We start from the raw sequence: 18948 nt of genomic DNA, 5'->3' as shown, positions 1-18948 counted from the left end.
AACTGGGCGCCAAATAGGATAAGAGGCTAGCATTTACAGCTCGGGGTACCAGCCCCGGCTGTAAACGGTGTGGGAAATGTCGCTATACGGTATAGAATTCTTTGTACCATTTCACAAAATTCGCAACCCCTTGTTTAACGCCCATTTGTGGCTTGTATTGGGTTGCGTTGAACAGATCATCGGTGTCAGCATAGGTGACATATACATCGCCCGGTTGCATTGGTAGCATGTTTTTATTGGCTTCAATTCCTAATGCTGACTCAAGCGCTTTGATGTAATCCATCAGTTGTACTGGGCTGCCATGACCAATGTTATACACTCGATAAGGTGCCGAACTGGTAGCTGGAGTACCGTTTTCTACCGTCCAATCCGCATTCGGCTGAGGGATCACATCTTTAATGCGCAATACCCCTTCCACGATATCGTCAATGTAAGTGAAATCACGCATCATATCGCCATGATTGTAGACATCGATAGGATCACCGTTAATGATCGCTTTGGTGAACTTAAACAGCGCCATGTCTGGACGCCCCCATGGGCCATAAACCGTAAAGAATCGCAGACCTGTAGTGGGTACTTGGTACAAGTGCGAATAAGTATGCGCCATCAGCTCATTGGATTTTTTTGTCGCAGCATACAAAGAAATCGGGTGATCAACACTGTCTGAAGTATTAAACGGAGTTTTACGGTTTAAACCGTACACCGAGCTAGAAGATGCATAAATTAAATGTTTGATCTTATGATGACGACAACCTTCCAGAATCGCCAAATGCCCCACCAAATTGCTATCTGCATAAGACATTGGGTTATCAATTGAATAACGCACGCCCGCTTGTGCCGCTAAGTGGATCACTTTATCAAACTGCTCTGCAGCAAAAAGTTCCGCAACGGCGTTGCGATCGGCAATATCCATTTTAATAAATGAAAAACGCTCATGGGCAGCTCGCTGGATACGAGCCTGTTTTAACGCAATATCGTAATAGTCATTAAGGTTATCGATCCCAACCACGTCATGACCTTCCGCACATAAACGTTCAACCACAGCTGAACCAATAAAACCTGCCGCACCAGTGACTAAATATTTCATTACAATTTTCTCTTCAGATCGAAAGCTGTGCAGGTTATATCACAATTTTTCTCTACATTCTTGCCATTCAGGCTGGCATGTTAAGCAGAAAAAACTATTGCGCTGGGCAATTTTCTGCTCACACAGTGGTGCTCCGCAATTAGGACAAGGTTGATTGGCCTTGCCATATACCTGTAATTCTTGGGCAAAATAGCCGGGCTTACCATCACTTTGGGTAAAATCTTTCAAAGTGGTTCCCCCTTGCTGGATCGCGACTTGCAGCACCTGTTTAATATTGCAAACTAAGGTTTGCCACTCAATTAAGCCTAATGAATAAGCCGGGCGCAGCGGATGAATGCGGGAGCTGAACAGAGATTCATTGGCGTAAATATTGCCAACCCCGACCACCGCAGCGTTATCCATAATAAAAGCTTTAATCGCAATCCGTTTATTGCGTGCTTTGTCAGCCATATATTCAGCGGTAAAGGCGGTGCTTAGTGGCTCTGGGCCTAAACGCTGCAACACGGCATGAGTTTGCCCAGGCTCACACCATAACCAAGCGCCAAAACGGCGCGGATCGTTATAGCGCAGCCGTTTACCGTTACTCATCACCAGATCAACGTGATCATGTTTACCAGCCGGAAAATCACCCTCTAAAATCCGCAGCGAACCAGACATCCCCAAATGCACAATCGCGCTACCAAGCGCCGTTTCAATGATCAGGTATTTCGCCCTCCGCTCAATCGCTAAAATCCGTTGTCCTTCCAATTGCTTAAGCTCAGGCGGGATCGGCCAACGCAGCTTAGGGACGCGCAAGATGATCGATTGGATAATACCGCCCACCAGATGCGGGGAAATCCCCAACCGGCTCACTTCAACTTCAGGTAATTCAGGCATTGCGATTCACTTCCTTACAGGATGATGCGATCAACGGCGCTAAACGGCTTATTTGATCAGCGCTTGCTTGGCCACGTTATTTATTCAACGTCGAATCAACTGGCAAAAGTGCCGGAAACAGATAATTGGCTTCAACCGAGACGGCAATCCAGTGATCTTGCCAGTTTTTTAGCAACCAAAATTGTGGGGTTTGGTAGAAAGTGATCCGCTGTGGCTCTTCGCTGTCGGCGTACCACACTTCGATGGTCTGTGCACTGGGTAACGTTGGTTGCAAGGCACGATAAGTGGCATCATCGACTTCGGTTCCGGTTAGCGTTTGCCAACGTTGCACTAACTGTTTACCACTTACGCTAAGTTCAGGGCTAGCAAACCACTCTTCACGGCTTTTCTCGAGCGAAAATTGCGGAAGGTTCATCGCCTGTAACGTCGCACCCGGTCGTAATAAGGTAGGAAAGTGGCTAGTTGGCTGTGGCACTAGGTAGGTTTTAATCAGCGTCGGCAGATTGAGAATCGCCATAAAGCCAATCACCGATAGAATCAAAATATTATTCCAACTGCGACGTCGATGGGGAGAAACACGCATAATCACTCCTTGCTATAAGCCAACGCTGACAGAGTAGCAAACTGCGTCATCAGATCCTAGTGGATAAAATCTCCGCTATCACACGGCAAACTCAAATTGCAGGCAGAAAAAAACCCAACCAAAGGCTGGGTTTTTTCACACACTACAAGAAAAAGAAAAATCAATTACTTGATTTTGCCTTCTTTGTACACAACGTGCTGACGAACTACAGGATCAAATTTCTTGATCTCGAATTTGCCAGGCATATTACGCTTGTTCTTGTCAGTGGTGTAGAAGTGACCTGTACCAGCTGATGATACTAGGCGGATTTTTTCGCGAATGCCTTTAGCCATTGCTCAATTCCTCTTAAACGTTTTCGCCACGTGCACGGATCTCTACAAGAACAGCATCGATGCCTTTCTTGTCGATGATACGCATACCTTTAGCAGTTAGACGTAGTTTAACAAAACGTTTTTCGCTCTCTACCCAGAAACGATGAGTTTGTAGGTTCGGCAGAAAACGACGCTTAGTAGCATTTTTTGCGTGTGAGCGGTTGTTACCAACAGCAGGACGCTTACCAGTTACTTGGCATACTCGTGACATGAATGTCTTCTCCAAATCGTTTCAGCTCGATATCAACCTTGGTGGCCGAACCTCTCTCTTTCCGAAATCAGAAGTTGAGGGTAAAAACCGTTATGGAATACCCATACAAGGCTATCAAAGGTCGCGCATTATACTAACTTGCCGCACATTGCTCAAGACCCGAACAGATCCTTTTCGCAGGATTTGCTGATCTTTTTACGGTGCGAGCTGAATCAGGGTTAAAAAATGTCGGGGCATATTAGCAGATTCTCGCTAAGTCACAAGTTTAAAAATGCCGCACACTATTAGCTTTGACTATATCTAGCTTTGACTATATCCAGCCTCGTTCAGCAAAAGAGACCACTTCACCATCGCCCACCACAAAATGGTCGAGCACTCGGATCTCGACCACACTCAAGGCATCACGCAGTCGATCGGTGATCCGGCGGTCCGCTTGACTCGGTTCTGCCACTCCCGAAGGATGGTTATGCGCCAATATGACCGCGGCAGCATTATGTGCCAATGCTTGCTTAACCACTTCTCGTGGATAAACGCTGGCGGCATCAATCGTGCCTTCAAATAAAATCTCATCGCGGATCACCCGATGTTGGTTATCTAAAAATAAGATATAGAAGGCTTCACGCTGGCGATCCCGCAACACGCTGGATAAATAAAGTTTGGTGTGCTGCGGGCTGGTCAGGGCATCGCCCCGTTTGAGAGTTTCCGCCAAATGGCGCTGCGCCATTTCTAATACCGCTTGTAATTGCACATATTTGGCTTCCCCTAGCCCTTTATGCTGACAAAATTCGGCTTGAGAGGCGCAAAACAGCGCGCGCAGCGATCCAAACTCACGCAGCAATAGATCCGCCAAGACGAGCACATTCATGCCTTGGGTGCCGGTGCGTAAAAAAATCGCCAACAATTCTGCATCACTTAATGCGTGTGGGCCACGTTGCAGCAATTTTTCGCGCGGCATCGATTCGGTTGGTAAAGATTTGAGATTCATAGTGCGCTCTGCCAAGGATTTGGTTTACACAAAGCAGAGAAGCCGACAACTCGCAAGCCGTGTGACTTAAGTTTCGAACCGCCTCACGGGCTAATGTAATAAGGCTGCAGACAAAAGCTTAAACTTGCTAGCCTGCCCATCGCTTGGCGAAAGGCTATCAATCGTCGTTTTCGGCGAACCTCCAGCGCCACTTTACCACTGGCCACGCGCACGCTATCGTGCCGAGGTGGCTGCAATATTTCCCACTAACTGTGCTAACATAGCGCGCAGATTTTTTGAGGGTTTCGAAATGCAAACATTGGCAGGCAAAAAGATTCTGCTCGGTATCAGCGGTGGTATCGCAGCATACAAATGTGCCGAACTCACTCGTCGATTAGTGGAGCGTGGGGCAAGCGTGCAAGTAGTGATGACGCACGCTGCGCAGCAATTCATTACTCCGCTGACCATGCAAGCGGTATCGGGTCGCCCGGTTTCTACCAGTTTACTTGATCCAGCTGCAGAAGCGTCGATGGGGCATATTGAACTGGCGAAATGGGCTGATTTAGTACTGCTGGCTCCTGCCACAGCCGATCTGATTGCACGCATCGCGGCGGGAATGGGCAACGATTTATTAACCACGTTAATTCTCGCCACTGATGCCCCAGTGATGATCGCACCAGCGATGAATCAGCAGATGTATCGTAACCTTGCCACCCAAGCCAATCTGGATACCCTTGAGCAACGCGGCTACTCAATCTGGGGTCCTGCGGCTGGTGAACAAGCTTGTGGCGATGTAGGCCCAGGGCGCATGTTAGAACCTATGGAACTGGTAGCGCGCTGCGAGCAATTTTTCATCCCCAAAATTCTGCACGGACAACGTGTGCTGATCACCGCCGGTCCAACCCAGGAAGCGCTCGATCCAGTGCGTTATATTACCAATCATAGCTCAGGCAAGATGGGCTTTGCGCTAGCCAAAGCCGCCGCGCAATTGGGGGCAGAAGTCACGCTAGTCAGCGGTCCGGTACATTTACCCACCCCAGCGGGGGTGACACGAATTAATGTGCAAAGCGCACTAGAAATGCATAGCGCAGTCATGACTGAAGCGACTGCGCACCAGATCTTTATCGCCTGCGCCGCCGTGGCCGACTATCGCCCACAAACCATGGCCGAGCAGAAGATCAAAAAGAATAGCGACAACGATATATTGACCATTGAGATGGTCAAAAATCCCGACATCGTTGCCGCAGTTGCGGCCCTGAGCGAACATCGCCCATTTACCGTCGGTTTTGCTGCCGAAACGCAGCAGGTTGAAACCTATGCTCACAGTAAACTGCAGCGTAAAAATTTAGATCTGATCTGTGCCAATGATGTTTCACTGCCCGGACAAGGCTTTAACAGTAATGACAACGCCTTGACGTTATTTTGGCGAGAGGGTCAGCAAAGCTTGCCTTTAACCAGTAAGCAAGCGCTCGCTATAGCGGTGCTAGAGCAGATCCATCGATTAATGTCATAGTTCAGTAGCACAGCTAGGCGTTATTTTCGCCACCCAGTTCAACCATTTTTATCAACACGCTTCGAACCACCGTTGAGCTTAGTTAAACTTCATCGGTTTCATCACTACCCTCATTGCGCTGAGGGTAGGGTATTGATTGTTGATCCGCAGTGATAATAAAAAGGAAAACGGTGCATGGCCGGCAATAAAAAAATCAACCGACGCGAAGAAATCTTGCAAGCTCTAGCACAAATGCTCGAGTCGAATGAAGGCGCTTCACGCATTACCACCGCTAAACTAGCCAAACAGGTTGGCGTTTCCGAAGCCGCACTCTATCGTCACTTTCCCAGTAAAGCTCGCATGTTTGAAGGATTGATAGAGTTTATCGAAGAGTCGTTGATGTCGCGCATCAACCGTATCTTTGATGAGGAAAAAGATACCCTCAGTCGCATTCGGCTAGTGATGCAGCTGCTGCTCGCCTTTGCTGAACGTAATCCAGGTTTAACCCGCATTCTGTCTGGACATGCGCTAATGTTTGAAAATGAGCGACTCCGCGATCGGATCAATCAGTTGTTTGAACGAATTGAAACCTCTTTACGACAAATTCTGCGCGAACGTAAAATTCGTGAAGGAAAATCCTTCCCGGTCGATGAAAATATTCTTGCCGCGCAATTACTCGGTCAGGTGGAAGGCAGCCTGAATCGCTTTGTGCGTTCCGATTTTAAATATCTACCGACCGCTAATTTTGATGAATACTGGGCGCTACTGAGTGCGCAGATTGAGTAACCACTATGAGCCAAACAAAATACAGCAAACCTCAATTCTCTTATGCATTATTGCACCCCAAATACTGGGGGGTCTGGCTCGGTTTTGGCCTGCTGGCACTGCTAGTTAACCTGCTACCTTACGCGCTGTTACTGAACATCGGCCGCAGCATCGGCCAATTTTCCATGCGTTTTGGCCAACAACGTGTACGTGTGGCAAGACGCAATCTGGAACTGGCTTTTCCGGAGATGAGCCAAGCTGAGATTGATACTTTTGTGCTGGAAAATTTCAAAAATACCGGTGCTGCCTTAATTGAAACGGGCATCACTTGGTTTTGGCCAACTTGGCGTTTTAAACGGATTTTGATTAATCAAGATACCCAAGTGGTTCGCGACCATGCGCAAAACGGTAAAGGAGTGTTGCTGTGCTGTGTCCATGCGCTCAATCTGGAGATCACCGCGCGCGCATTTGGGGTATTAGGCATGAGTGGCTATGGTGTTTACCGACCACACAATAATCCCGCTTACGATTTTATCCAACATTGGGGGCGCTCCCACAATGGTAATCAATTGATTGATCGTAAAGATGTAAAAACGATGATTAAAGTCCTCCGCCAAGGTCACCGCTTATTCTATCTGCCCGACCACGATTATGGGCGTAACAAATCGGTATTTGTGCCTTTCTTTGCCGTGCAGCAAGCTTGCACCACCACCGGCACCAGTATTTTGGCTTACACTAGCCACTGTGCGATTGTGCTCGGCTCTGGCTTCCGTAATGCACAAGGGCGCTATGAGATTATCGCGGACACTTCGATTGAAGCGGACTACCCACAAAAAGATGAAACCGCTGCCGCAGCTTACATGAATAAATTTGTTGAACAGCTTATACTGCGCGCCCCCGAGCAGTGGATGTGGCTACATAAACGCTTCAAAACGATGCCGGATGCAACCATGAACCATTCACGCTATCAGTAACGAGGCATTTGTGAGCGATAAAGACACCAGTATGGCGCGACATTTACACTCTCCTAAATTTGAGTGGCACTTTTTGCACCCCAAACATTGGGGAACTTGGATTGGAATCGCTTGTGCAGGGCTATTGGCATTTATTCCTTGGCGGTTACGCGATAAATTAGCGCAATCCTTAGTGCCACTGATCATCCGTAACAACGGTCGGATGGTGCGTCGGGCTCGGGTTAACCTAGGCCTCTGTTTCCCGCAGCTCAGCGAAGATCGCCGCGAGCAAATCTTGCATGACACCCTAGTGAAAGCCGCGCAGTTTATGCTGGGCTATTCTGAACTGTTGGTACGCTCAACTCGCTACAATAACGCGCGCGGTGAATTGATTGGTGAAGAGAATTTGCTGCCCTTGCTCGACCGTGGCGAACGGGTTATTTTGCTGGTACCGCACTCTTGGGCGATCGATTATGCAGCAGTCATGCTCGCCGCACGCGGTTATAAAGTCACCAACATTATGAAGCCGCAGCGTAATCCCATCACCGATTGGCTGATGCATGTCCAGCGTATGCAGTATGGTGGGCGAATCTTTAGCCGCGAAGCCGGTATCAAACCTTTTTTGCGCTCAATTCAAGCCGGTTACGTGGGCTATTGGGTACCCGATGAAGATCACGGCCCACAAAACTCGGTGTTTGTACCGTTTTTTGCCACTGAAAAAGCCACCCTCAAAGGCTTTGGCAAAATGGCCAAACTGTGTAAAGCGCAGGTAGTGCCTTTAATGTCATGTTACGACAGCGAATCGGGGCGTTATCAAGTGCACATTTTACCGGCGCTGCAAGATTTCCCAACTGGCGATGAAACCTGCGATGCGCGGGCTATGAACCAAGCGATTGAAGACTTAGTCACCCCGCGACCTGAGCAGTATATGTGGATTTTACGGCTGTTAAAAAGCCAACGTGATGGGCGTAAAACCTATCAAAATTGCCAGTAGCAACCGCTTAAAAACTGATCTCATCTGTAAAAAAACAGCCTCATGATTATGAGGCTGTTTTTCATTTTAGGCTTGGGTTATATCAATTTGCTTAGATGCCGTATTGTGCACGGTACGCTTTGACAGCCTGTAAATGCTCAGCATTACCGCCTTGCTGCTCAAGGTAAGTGATCAGATCGCTTAGGCTGATGATCGAAATCACCGCGCAGCCGAAATCTCGCTCTACTTCTTGAATCGCCGACAGCTCACCCTGGCCTTTTTCTTGACGATCAATCGCCACCAACACGCCAGCCAAATCGGCACCATTGGCTTGAATCAGCTCCATCGACTCACGGATCGCGGTACCGGCGGTAATCACATCATCCACCAACATAATCCGCCCGGCTAACTTGCTGCCAACCAAATTGCCGCCTTCGCCATGATCTTTGGCTTCTTTACGGTTAAAGCAGTAAGGAGTATCCACCTCGTGGTGATCGGCCAGCGCAACGGCGGTGGTGGTGGCAATCGGAATGCCTTTGTAAGCTGGGCCAAACAGCACATCAAACTCGATGCCTGCATCCACTAATGCCGCGGCATAAAAACGCCCTAAGCGGGCCAAATCACGGCCAGTATTAAACAGACCAGCGTTAAAGAAATAAGGGCTTTTACGGCCTGATTTCAAAGTAAACTCGCCAAACTTTAGCACCTGTTTCTCTAGGGCAAACTCAATAAACTCACGCTGGTACGCTTTCATTACATCTTCTCCATATCTAAGTTTCTAGTTCCTAGACTCTAGTCCCTAGAAAGATAACTAAAAAAATAGCCCCCAACTGGGAGCTATCTAAATCAATTGGCTAATGCCGCCTTCTGCACCGCCACAATATCGGCGATGCCTTTTTGAGCCACGGCTAATAAACTCAATAACTGCTCATGACTGAATGGCTCGCCTTCGGCGGTGCCTTGGATTTCAATCATCTTACCTTCTTCAGTCATCACGACATTCATATCGGTATCGGCAGCGGAATCTTCCACATACTCCAGATCGCACAGCACTTCATCACCTAGTAGACCAACCGAAACCGCTGCTACATGGCCTTTCATTGGGTTTTTCTTCAGTTGACCTTGAGCCACCAAATGGGCAAACGCATCGGCTAGTGCGACGCTTGCACCCGTAATCGAAGCAGTGCGCGTACCGCCATCGGCTTGGATCACATCACAATCCACCGTGATCATAATTTCACCCATCGCTTGTAAATCGACCACTGCACGTAGGCTACGAGCGATCAGACGCTGGATTTCCATCGTCCGGCCGCCCTGTTTACCATTGGCCGCTTCACGACGGGTGCGCGAATGGGTCGCGCGCGGCAACATACCATATTCGGCCGTCACCCAACCTTTACCTTGGCCTTTTAACCAACGCGGCACACCTTGTTCAATACTGGCATTACACAACACTTTGGTGTTGCCAAATTCCACCAACACTGAGCCTTCTGCGTAAGCCGTATAGTGGCGAGTGATTTTGATCGGGCGAACTTGATCCGCAGCGCGGTTATCTGGGCGCATAGTTAAAAGCCTTGTGCGAAAGGGGAAACAGAATTGGGGCGCAATTATACTGGAAGTAGTGGCAAGATCCTAGAGCTGAGGCCGAGCAGCTAGGATCTGCCCCCTGTTTGCCGTATTATGGCTCGATTGCGCTATACCCAAACCACTTGGAGTTGCAGTTAGGCGGCAAGTGAGTCCCCATGAGCATAAGTAAACTATGTGATTGGGGTAAGCGAAGGTCGTCAACCCCGCTGCAACTTCAAGTAGCAAGAGTATAACTAGCCGACTCAATTGAAGGATATGGTAATGATCTACAGCATGACTGCTTATGCACGTAAAGAAATCAAAGGTGATTGGGGCAGTGCCGTGTGGGAAATCCGCTCGGTTAACCAACGTTATCTCGAAACCTATTTCCGCCTGCCTGAGCAGTTACGCGGTTTAGAGCCTCTGCTGCGTGAGCGGTTTCGTCAGCGCCTATCGCGCGGTAAAATCGAGTGTCATTTACGCTTTGAAGCTAATCCTGCGGCGCGCAGCGAGCTAACCATCAATCAAGCCCTTGCTCAACAAGTGATTAATGCTGCCAGCCAAATCATGCATATGACTGGCGAACTAAGCCGCATCAATCCATTCCAAGTTATGCAATGGCCGGGAGTGATGGAAACGCCAGAACAGGATATGGATGCGATCAATCAAGCCCTGCTGAACGGCTTTGATGAAGCAGTGAGTGAGTTTATCACTGCGCGTGGCCGTGAAGGTGACAATATGAAAGCGCTGATTGAGCAACGTTTACAAGCAATCAGTGCCGAAGTAGTCAAAGTACGCGCGCGGATGCCAGAAATTCTCGAGTGGCAACGTGAGCGTCTGCTGAACAAATTTGCAGAAGCGAAGATTGAACTGGATGCAAGTCGCGTCGAGCAAGAGCTGATCCTGCTCGCACAGAAATCCGATGTCGCCGAAGAGCTGGATCGCCTCGATTCTCACGTCAAAGAAGCGCGCGAAGTACTGAAAAAAGGTGGCTCTTGTGGTCGCAAACTAGATTTCATGATGCAAGAGTTCAACCGTGAATCAAACACGCTGGCCTCTAAATCCATCGCTACCGATATCACCGCTTCCGGCGTTGAGCTAAAAGTGCTGATCGAACAGATGCGCGAGCAGATCCAAAACATCGAATAGTTTTTTCACCCGTCCAAGAATGTCTTAGAAGCCCTGTTATTTGCTTGTAAATACAGGGCTTTTTTATTTTCCCCGTCCAAATCGGTTTGCAGATGTCCGTTACCAGTTGCTGTTTAAGTGGTGGGCAAAATGGTGGGCAAGACCTGTTTTTTTGACTCAATAAGCAAAAAGTCAAGGTATCTGGTGAGCAGATTTTTGCATCTATCTCACCACCGCCTTATGCCATCTCCACTTATCGTGCTGCTTGCAGATTGTTCAATCACTCAACTATCGAACCAATCGATAAACAAACAGTGGTGGGCAATGGTGAGCAAATTTTAACGATTTCTTAGGAATATAGAGTAACAAACGATGGCAAAACTAACCGCAACTCAGGTGCAATCTTATGCTCGCACCGCAGCAGCAAACAAAAAATACAGTGATGGTAATGGCCTATATTTTTGCGTAAGAAAATCTGGCATGCCGTATTGGATGCTAAGGTATACCAGCCTAAACGGACGACGAGAAGCCACGCTCGGTCAATATCCAAGCATGACCTTAGCAGAGGCTCGACTTGAATCGTCTAAAATGCAGCTACAACTTCAGCAAGGTGAAGACCCATTAGCAATCCGTGCTATTGAAACCATCCCAGAGATCCAAAATGTCAGCCAGCTGTTTCAAGACTGGTATGCCAAAGACTTAAGTCGCCGGTTAAAGCACCCCAATATACCCAAACGTGTTTTTACCAAAGAAATTGCACCAGTGATTGGTCAACTTCCTATCCAAGCTGTGCGCCCCACACATGTGCGCGAAGTATTAGAGCGCATTCGAGAAAGTAACCGCCCTACCATTGCCAACGATACCTTGATGTACATGAAGCAGCTGTTTCGGCATGCGATAAAGCTCGACTTAACGCTGAACAACCCAGCCGCAGCATTTACCGTGGACGATGCAGGGGGCGTGGAGTCCAGTAAAGACAGGATGCTTAGCAAAGAGGAGATTCACTACGCCTTTAGCGTGTTTCATACCCATATCAATAGCTTTGGCCGCGACAACTACCTCGCTTGCTGCCTGTTTTTGGTATTGGGTGTACGCAAAAGCGAACTGTGCGAAGCCATGTGGCGTGAAATGGATTTAACCACAGGCGTGTGGGATCTGCCCAAAGAACGCAGCAAAACCGGCGTGCCAATCAGCATTCCCTTACCACGCCAAGCCATTGCTTGGTTTAACGAGTTGCAAATCCGCGCTTGTGGCTCGCCTTATGTTTTCCCAGCCAGACGAGCAAGCCATCGTCCACATATGGGGCCAGATACGCTAAACCGTGCCATTTCTAAGCTCTTTGGTCGCGAGCCTGGGCGCAAAAAACAGCCTCCCAATAAAATGGGCAAACTTGAACACTTTGCCGTACACGATTTGCGCCGCACCTTTCGCAGCCTTGCCGCCTCTTTGGGCATTGCAGGCAACGTAGCCGAACGCTGTCTTAACCATAAGCTAAAAGGCGTTGAGGGTATCTACGACCGCCACGATTACTTTGAAGAGCGCCGAATTGCCCATCAAACCGTGGCTGATGTGGTTGAACCATTGGTGAACTTTGAGCCCGCTTCACAACACCACACAGGAGGGCGCTAACATGCAATTTATGATGCGACTTGCCCCCATTACCTTTCCAATCACCATGCTGGCAGGGCTTGGTTGGTGTATTGGCATTGCCTTACTCGAACAACCTCATGGTATAGGCTACGCACTTACTCGGTATTGCCTGATGACATTGGTGGTACTCGCTCCTTGGCTGACGCTAAAACTCACGTTCTACGTGATTGTCAGCCTAGGACGCAAACTGGGACTCATCCCGCCTGCACGTCCAACGCACAGCTTGGGGTATGAAGAATCACTCTATTGGTTCAGAGTATTGGCCTTCTTCGATGGCAAACGCAGCCGCATGCCGAAAAGGCCCATCAGGCGAAACTAACAATCCCCCATTTGCTCACTTACCGTGGGCAGTTGGGACAATGGGGCAACACTTGATATGCCGAGCTTTAGAGGGTGAATAAGAGGATATTAAACTGCCCCAAGGAATGGGGCAATTGGGGCTATGCAAAGTTTATAATTGGGTTAAACGCTGCTTTGCAAGCGCCCAAGGTAAGCGACGACCAGCTTTTGCCATTTTATCGTAGGCAGCTTGAGCTTCTTCAACTGACAATACACCATGGGTGACGAGCTGCTCAACAACCCATAGCGTACCTTGAACTAATATCGCTTCTTTTTCAGCCGCCTTCCTAAGCGCCATATCCCCAGTTAGCAATGGACACTGTTCTTGTTTCGCCAACGCAAGTGCAAAGCAATCATTCATGCTAGGGCCAGCATACTTTTGCCTCAGTTCAAATGAGTACATCATAGACTCAGGGCTTAACTCCCCCAACAACAACCCCAACTCGAGTAAATAGCCATGTTGATCGCTTAACTCCTCGTGGAATAACACATCTGGAACTTTGAACTGGTAAGGCAAATTGAAAAAGACGCCTAATAATTGGCCTTCTTCGAGATCAATGAGGATATTGGCATCACTGATCAACAAATACATTTAAACAGCCTCAGCCAACATTTGGCGTTGCTTATGCAATGCCATCACTGACATCTGTAACAGCTCAGCGGCTTTCGATTCACTAACAATTCCCTCTGCCAATGCACGATAAACCAACTGCTCAAACAATAATGTTTGTTCTTGTGGAAAAGGGTTCCCAGGCTCTTGCTTTCGCCAACCGTTTTTTGAGAACTGTATAAATATTTGGCGTTTTTTCTCTTCGGTGATCACACCAAGGTCGGCACTGCGATACAAACAAGCTGCCATGCTTAAGCCATATTCGTGTTTCAGGAAATATAGCTCTTTGGGGTCTACGTTCGAACGTCGCTCTCCTAGATGCTGAAAAAGGCCTACTTCGGGCAGTAAAAACGCAGAAGCAAAGCGGTTGCAGGCCATCTCTTCGTCAAGGGATTCATCGAGTAAGCCATGTAAAACAAGGTGGCCAAGCTCATGCGCCAATGTGAACCGCTGGCGGCAACCAGGCCAATGAGAAGACACAACAACAATTGGCTGCCCTGATATTTGGGCTTGTAACCCATCAAATTTATCGGCTTGGGGTACGTTACTGACAATCACCAAAATACCTTTAGACTCAAGCAAGTCGATTAAGTCTGGCAATGGATTCATACCTAACTGCCAATCAGTACGGACTTTGGTGGCAACCTGCTCTACTGCGTCTAAAGTACTAACAACAGGAACGTCGGGGTGGTAGTTAAAACTCGCTATTGGGAAGTTTGGCCATACATTTTTAAGCGCTAACCAGCGCTCTGCTTGGTCAACCACATCAGACTCAATCTTCTTTAGCAACTTAGCTGAAGCTGAGGCTTTTTTACGATACTCCACCTCACCCAAAGTCACCTGTGCTGGGCGAAAGAAGTATTCAGTACGAACCGACAAAGCCGTCGCCAATTTAAGTAAAACTCCCGACGAAGGCATACTCTGGTCGTGCTCGTATTTTTTAACCATGTTGGCACTAATACCAACTTGCTCACCCAAGGCCTGCATCGACAGGCCAGCGGCTGCACGGGCTCGTTTTATGCGCTCTCCAATCATACAGACCTCTGGTTTATGAAAACTAAAATTATTTTAAAAATATAAACCAAGTTGGCGTTTTTGTCGATTGGTTTTACAGGGCAATCATTCGCGTGTTCGCGCACACACTTCCCCATGCCTTTACCCCCATACGCCAAAACCACTATCCGTTTGGCTTTTGGATCGAAACGCCAAACAGGGAAATTAGCCCATTCACTGTTTGGCTTCTCGATTGAAATCCAACGCTGCTAAGCCTTGCCAGTACTGGCTCAAAGCAAGGTTTGGCACTTTTTGTACCCTAAACCAACCTCGGCATCAAAGTACAAACCGTTTGATTTTTTAAACCCAGAATGCAAACGATCGTTTGGCGTCTCGATTTTTTTGCATGGGCTAAATGCCGTCAAACAGCGCTGTATTGGACTATGTATATCAAACAGTTAGCCGCGCACAGGTCATCATAAAAAACCGATTTGACTGGTTAGTTTGATGGCCATTTCTTTCATCTAATTCACCACTGAGTCTGCACCCGACCACTGAAAATAGACGGCATGACGAACCAACAAGGTGATAAGTGACGTGTTATGGGCAAGTGCTAACGATTGGGATAGAGAATGGATACAGCAGGTGGTCGCTTTACTGGTTGGGCATGGCGCGTTTACCCTCTACCCAGCATTAAGCCAGTGCGATAATGCCGCCGAACGTTTAACCCGCTGGTTGACCTATCAGTTACCGCGCGTTAAACAAGCGCATCCAGGCTGCCCCATTCACCAATGGCTGAATAGCATTGGCGCGCAAGTGATCGTAGAAAAATGGCAGAGCCCCGAGCAATGGCCAAACCTGTATTGGCTACCTTTACCTGAGGTTGAAGGCCACGCGCAAGGCGGGTTGGTTTTGTTACCGGCACATTTGTTACCGGTATATGCGGATTACACGAGCAAAACCAACACATTGAAAGCAAACACACCGGCCAACGCCTGTATCTTTTGGTGCGCTGCGCCTTTGTCTAAAACAGGAAAGCGCGCTACCTTGCACCCCAAACAGCAAAACCGCGGCTTTTGCCTGCCCTGCTCGCCAGAGCAAGTGGGCAAATCATGTACGGGGTTATTACTGAGAGGTTTTAGAAAGGAGAGCCAAAAACGAAACGGCAACGTGATCAGCCACCAGATAAACCTAGCTCTACTGCACCACCTTTGTGGGCCGGAGAGTGATGTGTGGTTGAAAGCGAATTTTGGTGCCATAACTCATTACGGTACCAAAAATTAGAAGCCTGAAAAAAGAGTAACCCCTCACAGGGCGCTGATCTAACGGGTAGCGAGAGGGGTGTTGTTGGTGCAATTTTAATATCAAAAGCGCCAAATAGCTCGATATCATTTGATGTCGCTTTTTAATTGGCAGTATGTATCAGACTGTTTTAAACACCTGCTTTTTAAAGGCATTCATGGCGAGCTTGTTAAAACGAGCTTCATCTGCACCTACCTGTTCACTGTTACAATAATCACACATTGAATACTGGCTTTCAATTTGGCCTTGTTGCCCCAAATGCACAACCGTAATCTTTTCAGTATACAGGATGAGTTGACCCATCTCACAAATTGAACAGGTTCGAGTATTCATCACATATCCTCCCACTGCATTGGCTAACAGCTAGAAAACGAGGCTGTCATTCTCTTAACCTTCTGCATAATTAATAACACTCGCTCACACCATTGCCGCTTCGTACACTTTTTCAACCTCGGTAAACTTAGTGACGCTCTCTAGGCGAGTTAAGGTTGTGAGTTTCATCGAGTTTTTCATTGGGCGATGTGGCACATTGGTCACTGGCGTTTGCAGTGATAGCGGTTTGCCAAGCTCAAATAAATAATACAAATCAGCAGAACCTGACTTCTTACCCGCTTGATCTTCGGTAATGGCGTAGCGTGGTAACACGGTGACTCGTTTAACCGGCCACAGTTTGTCAATTTGCTTGGATGAACTTTGAGTGTCTGAGGTAGACGCCAACGCTAAATAGCGAATTTCCTCGGCAATATGCTGCTTAAATTTCTGCAAAAACGTGCTTTGCGGCAGGTGATACCACTGCGCTGTACCTTGCTCAAATTGTTCAAAGTAGCCATTATCACGGCCACGTTGCCCACCCAATGCCACTGTCATCGTCAAATCAGAGTACAGTACTTGGCGCATGCCGTAATACGGTATGCGTGCGGCTTCTTGTACGTAAAGCCTTTCCGCCATGCCAGCCACAGGATACATGGCCTCATTGCCTTGCCCTGTTTGTGTATTCGGTGCTGTGCCAATTTGCGTTTGCAAAAACTCTAACAACCACTGGTGACCGGAATAACGGCTCTTAGTCTGGGTTGATTCAGTTTGACTAAGTTCGTTTTGGCTAGGCTCATTTTGACTAGGTAAGAGGGCAAATGCGCCAATACCCACTTCTTCTATCGCGGCTGCGTAGGGGTTGGGTGTTGTGGCTTGATTAAAAAAACCTGGATATAAAGCAAACGCACCAAAAACTGGGCGGCTTTTTTTAGCAGGTTGTCCTTCGATTTTACTGGATGGTGACTCAGACAAGCGCGGCTCTGATAGACGAATCAAGGCATCCCGATAACGGTGCATTTGGTTAATGGCATCGTCTGGTACGTAATCGGTACTTTCGATATCTTCATTGCTGTCATCAAAGCGGTTTTTCTCGGTTTTAATACGGTACTTGGCATCAAATAGCCAAATAAACTGCTTTTCTTCTGATGAGTCTGCTTTCGTTAAATCAGCGCTTTTAGGCAGTGTCACTTCCAAGACAATATCTGGCTCTTGGTTCACTAAGTACGAGCGGATTGATTGACCCTTTTTGGTAAATTTCGGCTCGTGTGCCAGCCTAGCGGTCACACCATCGCTGCGTTTAAAACGAAAGGCTCCAGCAAAACCATCTTTTAGTTGGTACTCAAAAAAGTCATTCTGGGCGAGCTTAGTCGCCCCGTTTTCCACCAATTCAAAGCCAAGGTCTTGCTCTAAAATCTGTTTCAAACACAAAAAACACCACACTTCGTAAATCTCGGCCACTGATTTCATTGAAATGCTCGACTGACTGCCAAACACATCTAAATAAAATTTCAGCTCCTGCCAAATGCGATAGACCGCGCTGTAACCGGTTTTTTGCTGTAGCACTAACGACTCACGGTTTAACCCTGTGTATGCGCCAACCTCTTTTAAAAAACTTTGACCTAATACTTTTTGCAGCGGTTGTTGCCAACTATGCAGCTCATTTAAAAATGAATCCGACAACCGTTGCCGCTCTGGTGCTTGGTTACTTTGCCTAAGCTTTTGTTCAAACTCCGCTAATTGCCGCTTACTTTTACTCACCGCCATTTTGATAAAACGGTTTTCTGGGGTATCGACACTCAGTTGCTTTTTTTCGACCGCGTAGCGCTTATCGTACTGGCCATTGGCAAAGTCTTGCTTGACTTGCTCCGCTAACTTATGTGGCAAACGGCCTTTTAATTTGGCCGCTTTAATATTGGCTACCGTCGGTTGCAAACGGCTATGAGGGGCTGCACAAATCACTTTTAAGCCTTGCTCAAAACGCTCCCGTAACGCGGCAAAATTAGCCAACCACATCAGTGGAAAATGCCCACGTTGCTGGCTGGTCGCTGCATCTTGCTCGGTTTTTTCGACCAAACTAAAGCGCCAAAGAGGGTAAACTTTGTCTATAGCTTGGTACATGGCGGGCAAGTCTTGGTGAAGTGCCATTTTGGTTGGCATCACTTCAAAGGCTATGTGCTGAGTCTGTGTTTTGCCATTGTGCTCAAAGGTAAGTGGCAAGCGTAACCAGCCCACATCATTGCCAGTATTAATGGTGCCGGTTAAACGTGCGGGCACCACGCCCCTTGCGGTTTTTACTTCGGGAGCAAAACGAAATGCCTCATTCACGTTTTGGCTGCGATGGGTTAGCCGCGCATGAGTGACTTCACTAAAAAAGACCCACTCAAACTGGTACTGAGTATTCTCAAAAAACAGTGGGGAATTTAATGTAAGCTCAGCGTGTTTCGCTAAGCCATTGGCAACAAGGTCGTTTTCGGCTAAGTCACTTTCATCTAACCCACTTTGTACCAGATCATCTGCAACTAGCCCTTGCGGTTCAATAGCATTGCTCAGCTGCGCCGCTGGCGCAAAGCGCAATTCGTAGCTAGGTTGTACATCATTAGCGCTCGCCCTATGCGCCATTGTATTCTGGTACACGCTCAACCGTTGGCTAATATCATTCGCCCAGACTGAAAACTCAAAGTCAGGGGTTTGTAATCGTATTAACTCTGGCATTCCCTACCACTCCTTACACCATCACTGTACGGGTTCTGCTTATAGGTTGCATTCATTGCAG

The 18948-nt window shown here is 47.9% G+C and carries 20 protein-coding genes; 8 read left to right on the top strand and 12 right to left on the bottom strand.

Annotated elements, in window-relative coordinates:
• Nucleotides 1-82: 82 nt before the first annotated feature.
• The 6 genes from OOK74_RS00520 to radC form a co-directional block, all read right to left on the bottom strand.
• Complete coding sequence (locus OOK74_RS00520; protein ID WP_278182878.1) at nt 83-1087, bottom strand: NAD-dependent epimerase; 1005 nt, start codon at nt 1085-1087, stop codon at nt 83-85.
• A gap of 39 nt (nt 1088-1126) precedes the next feature.
• On the bottom strand, nt 1127-1963 hold the full coding sequence (gene mutM / locus OOK74_RS00515) for a bifunctional DNA-formamidopyrimidine glycosylase/DNA-(apurinic or apyrimidinic site) lyase (protein WP_278182877.1): 837 nt from the start codon (nt 1961-1963) through the stop codon (nt 1127-1129).
• Nucleotides 1964-2039: 76 nt separating this feature from the next.
• Nucleotides 2040-2546, bottom strand: coding sequence for a hypothetical protein (locus OOK74_RS00510; protein WP_278182876.1), 507 nt, complete (start codon nt 2544-2546; stop codon nt 2040-2042).
• Nucleotides 2547-2710: 164 nt separating this feature from the next.
• Nucleotides 2711-2878 carry a 50S ribosomal protein L33 gene (gene rpmG, locus OOK74_RS00505; protein WP_001051800.1) on the bottom strand — a complete coding sequence of 56 codons (168 nt, stop codon included), beginning with the start codon at nt 2876-2878 and terminating at the stop codon, nt 2711-2713.
• 13 nt (nt 2879-2891) lie between these two features.
• A complete protein-coding gene (gene rpmB, locus OOK74_RS00500) occupies nt 2892-3128 on the bottom strand; it encodes a 50S ribosomal protein L28 (RefSeq protein WP_000091952.1) in 237 nt (78 codons plus the stop codon).
• 310 nt (nt 3129-3438) lie between these two features.
• The gene (radC, locus tag OOK74_RS00495; protein ID WP_278182875.1) at nt 3439-4113 is read right to left on the bottom strand and encodes a RadC family protein; all 675 of its coding nucleotides are present in this window, start codon (nt 4111-4113) and stop codon (nt 3439-3441) included.
• A 289-nt stretch (nt 4114-4402) separates the two neighbouring features.
• Between radC and coaBC the strand changes: the two genes are divergently transcribed.
• The 4 genes from coaBC to lpxM all read left to right on the top strand — a co-directional run bounded on the left by coaBC (nt 4403) and on the right by lpxM (nt 8296).
• Nucleotides 4403-5605 carry a bifunctional phosphopantothenoylcysteine decarboxylase/phosphopantothenate--cysteine ligase CoaBC gene (coaBC, locus tag OOK74_RS00490; protein WP_278182874.1) on the top strand — a complete coding sequence of 401 codons (1203 nt, stop codon included), beginning with the start codon at nt 4403-4405 and terminating at the stop codon, nt 5603-5605.
• A gap of 174 nt (nt 5606-5779) precedes the next feature.
• Nucleotides 5780-6370 (top strand): nucleoid occlusion factor SlmA, encoded by a 591-nt coding sequence (slmA, locus tag OOK74_RS00485; protein WP_274723564.1) that lies wholly within the window; start codon nt 5780-5782, stop codon nt 6368-6370.
• A gap of 5 nt (nt 6371-6375) precedes the next feature.
• A complete protein-coding gene (locus OOK74_RS00480) occupies nt 6376-7323 on the top strand; it encodes a Kdo(2)-lipid IV(A) acyltransferase (protein ID WP_278182873.1) in 948 nt (315 codons plus the stop codon).
• Between the two features lie 10 nt (nt 7324-7333).
• Nucleotides 7334-8296, top strand: a complete 963-nt coding sequence (gene lpxM, locus OOK74_RS00475) for a lauroyl-Kdo(2)-lipid IV(A) myristoyltransferase (RefSeq protein WP_274723566.1) — start codon at nt 7334-7336, stop codon at nt 8294-8296.
• A 91-nt stretch (nt 8297-8387) separates the two neighbouring features.
• Here the strand turns inward: lpxM and pyrE are convergent, their stop codons facing one another.
• Nucleotides 8388-9029, bottom strand: a complete 642-nt coding sequence (gene pyrE, locus OOK74_RS00470; RefSeq protein WP_278182872.1) for an orotate phosphoribosyltransferase — start codon at nt 9027-9029, stop codon at nt 8388-8390.
• 92 nt (nt 9030-9121) lie between these two features.
• Nucleotides 9122-9838 carry a ribonuclease PH gene (gene rph, locus OOK74_RS00465; protein WP_274723568.1) on the bottom strand — a complete coding sequence of 239 codons (717 nt, stop codon included), beginning with the start codon at nt 9836-9838 and terminating at the stop codon, nt 9122-9124.
• Nucleotides 9839-10123: 285 nt separating this feature from the next.
• Here rph and OOK74_RS00460 point away from each other — a divergent pair, with 285 nt between their 5' ends.
• From OOK74_RS00460 to OOK74_RS00450, 3 genes are all read left to right on the top strand, one after another.
• Nucleotides 10124-10990: a YicC/YloC family endoribonuclease gene (locus tag OOK74_RS00460; protein WP_274723569.1), complete on the top strand. Its 867-nt coding sequence runs from the start codon at nt 10124-10126 to the stop codon at nt 10988-10990.
• Between the two features lie 351 nt (nt 10991-11341).
• Nucleotides 11342-12598 (top strand): tyrosine-type recombinase/integrase, encoded by a 1257-nt coding sequence (locus OOK74_RS00455; RefSeq protein ID WP_278182871.1) that lies wholly within the window; start codon nt 11342-11344, stop codon nt 12596-12598.
• Nucleotide 12599: 1 nt separating this feature from the next.
• A complete protein-coding gene (locus tag OOK74_RS00450; RefSeq protein WP_278182870.1) occupies nt 12600-12938 on the top strand; it encodes a hypothetical protein in 339 nt (112 codons plus the stop codon).
• Between the two features lie 132 nt (nt 12939-13070).
• On the opposite strand, the gene OOK74_RS00445 is transcribed toward OOK74_RS00450, so the two are convergent.
• Both OOK74_RS00445 and OOK74_RS00440 read right to left on the bottom strand, forming a co-directional pair.
• Nucleotides 13071-13541 (bottom strand): PIN domain-containing protein, encoded by a 471-nt coding sequence (locus OOK74_RS00445; RefSeq protein ID WP_430741953.1) that lies wholly within the window; start codon nt 13539-13541, stop codon nt 13071-13073.
• Nucleotides 13542-13550: 9 nt separating this feature from the next.
• Nucleotides 13551-14603 carry a helix-turn-helix domain-containing protein gene (locus OOK74_RS00440; RefSeq protein ID WP_273492824.1) on the bottom strand — a complete coding sequence of 351 codons (1053 nt, stop codon included), beginning with the start codon at nt 14601-14603 and terminating at the stop codon, nt 13551-13553.
• Between the two features lie 555 nt (nt 14604-15158).
• On the opposite strand from OOK74_RS00440, the gene OOK74_RS00435 reads away from it, so the two are divergent.
• A complete protein-coding gene (locus OOK74_RS00435) occupies nt 15159-15845 on the top strand; it encodes a hypothetical protein (protein WP_045610747.1) in 687 nt (228 codons plus the stop codon).
• A 138-nt stretch (nt 15846-15983) separates the two neighbouring features.
• Here OOK74_RS00435 and OOK74_RS00430 read toward each other — a convergent pair whose 3' ends face one another.
• Nucleotides 15984-16196: a hypothetical protein gene (locus OOK74_RS00430; protein WP_051498221.1), complete on the bottom strand. Its 213-nt coding sequence runs from the start codon at nt 16194-16196 to the stop codon at nt 15984-15986.
• Between the two features lie 84 nt (nt 16197-16280).
• Nucleotides 16281-18887, bottom strand: coding sequence for a restriction endonuclease-like protein (locus OOK74_RS00425; RefSeq protein ID WP_278182869.1), 2607 nt, complete (start codon nt 18885-18887; stop codon nt 16281-16283).
• Between the last annotated feature and the right edge of the window lie 61 nt (nt 18888-18948).

This window comes from Vibrio misgurnus, from assembly GCF_029635775.1.
Taxonomy (GTDB): domain Bacteria; phylum Pseudomonadota; class Gammaproteobacteria; order Enterobacterales; family Vibrionaceae; genus Vibrio; species Vibrio chanodichtyis.
Note: the sequence above shows the minus strand (reverse complement) of the source record. Positions and strands in the feature narration are given on the sequence as shown.

What these genes read in the sequence shown, in the direction of transcription:
- OOK74_RS00520 (WP_278182878.1), bottom strand. Translation starts at nt 1,087, where the DNA reads ATGAAATATTTAGTCACTGGTGCGGCAGGTTTTATTGGTTCAGCTGTG.
- mutM (WP_278182877.1), bottom strand. Translation starts at nt 1,963, where the DNA reads ATGCCTGAATTACCTGAAGTTGAAGTGAGCCGGTTGGGGATTTCCCCG.
- OOK74_RS00510 (WP_278182876.1), bottom strand. Translation starts at nt 2,546, where the DNA reads ATGCGTGTTTCTCCCCATCGACGTCGCAGTTGGAATAATATTTTGATT.
- rpmG (WP_001051800.1), bottom strand. Translation starts at nt 2,878, where the DNA reads ATGGCTAAAGGCATTCGCGAAAAAATCCGCCTAGTATCATCAGCTGGT.
- rpmB (WP_000091952.1), bottom strand. Translation starts at nt 3,128, where the DNA reads ATGTCACGAGTATGCCAAGTAACTGGTAAGCGTCCTGCTGTTGGTAAC.
- radC (WP_278182875.1), bottom strand. Translation starts at nt 4,113, where the DNA reads ATGAATCTCAAATCTTTACCAACCGAATCGATGCCGCGCGAAAAATTG.
- coaBC (WP_278182874.1), top strand. Translation starts at nt 4,403, where the DNA reads ATGCAAACATTGGCAGGCAAAAAGATTCTGCTCGGTATCAGCGGTGGT.
- slmA (WP_274723564.1), top strand. Translation starts at nt 5,780, where the DNA reads ATGGCCGGCAATAAAAAAATCAACCGACGCGAAGAAATCTTGCAAGCT.
- OOK74_RS00480 (WP_278182873.1), top strand. Translation starts at nt 6,376, where the DNA reads ATGAGCCAAACAAAATACAGCAAACCTCAATTCTCTTATGCATTATTG.
- pyrE (WP_278182872.1), bottom strand. Translation starts at nt 9,029, where the DNA reads ATGAAAGCGTACCAGCGTGAGTTTATTGAGTTTGCCCTAGAGAAACAG.
- rph (WP_274723568.1), bottom strand. Translation starts at nt 9,838, where the DNA reads ATGCGCCCAGATAACCGCGCTGCGGATCAAGTTCGCCCGATCAAAATC.
- OOK74_RS00460 (WP_274723569.1), top strand. Translation starts at nt 10,124, where the DNA reads ATGATCTACAGCATGACTGCTTATGCACGTAAAGAAATCAAAGGTGAT.
- OOK74_RS00455 (WP_278182871.1), top strand. Translation starts at nt 11,342, where the DNA reads ATGGCAAAACTAACCGCAACTCAGGTGCAATCTTATGCTCGCACCGCA.
- OOK74_RS00450 (WP_278182870.1), top strand. Translation starts at nt 12,600, where the DNA reads ATGCAATTTATGATGCGACTTGCCCCCATTACCTTTCCAATCACCATG.
- OOK74_RS00440 (WP_273492824.1), bottom strand. Translation starts at nt 14,603, where the DNA reads ATGATTGGAGAGCGCATAAAACGAGCCCGTGCAGCCGCTGGCCTGTCG.
- OOK74_RS00430 (WP_051498221.1), bottom strand. Translation starts at nt 16,196, where the DNA reads ATGAATACTCGAACCTGTTCAATTTGTGAGATGGGTCAACTCATCCTG.
- OOK74_RS00425 (WP_278182869.1), bottom strand. Translation starts at nt 18,887, where the DNA reads ATGCCAGAGTTAATACGATTACAAACCCCTGACTTTGAGTTTTCAGTC.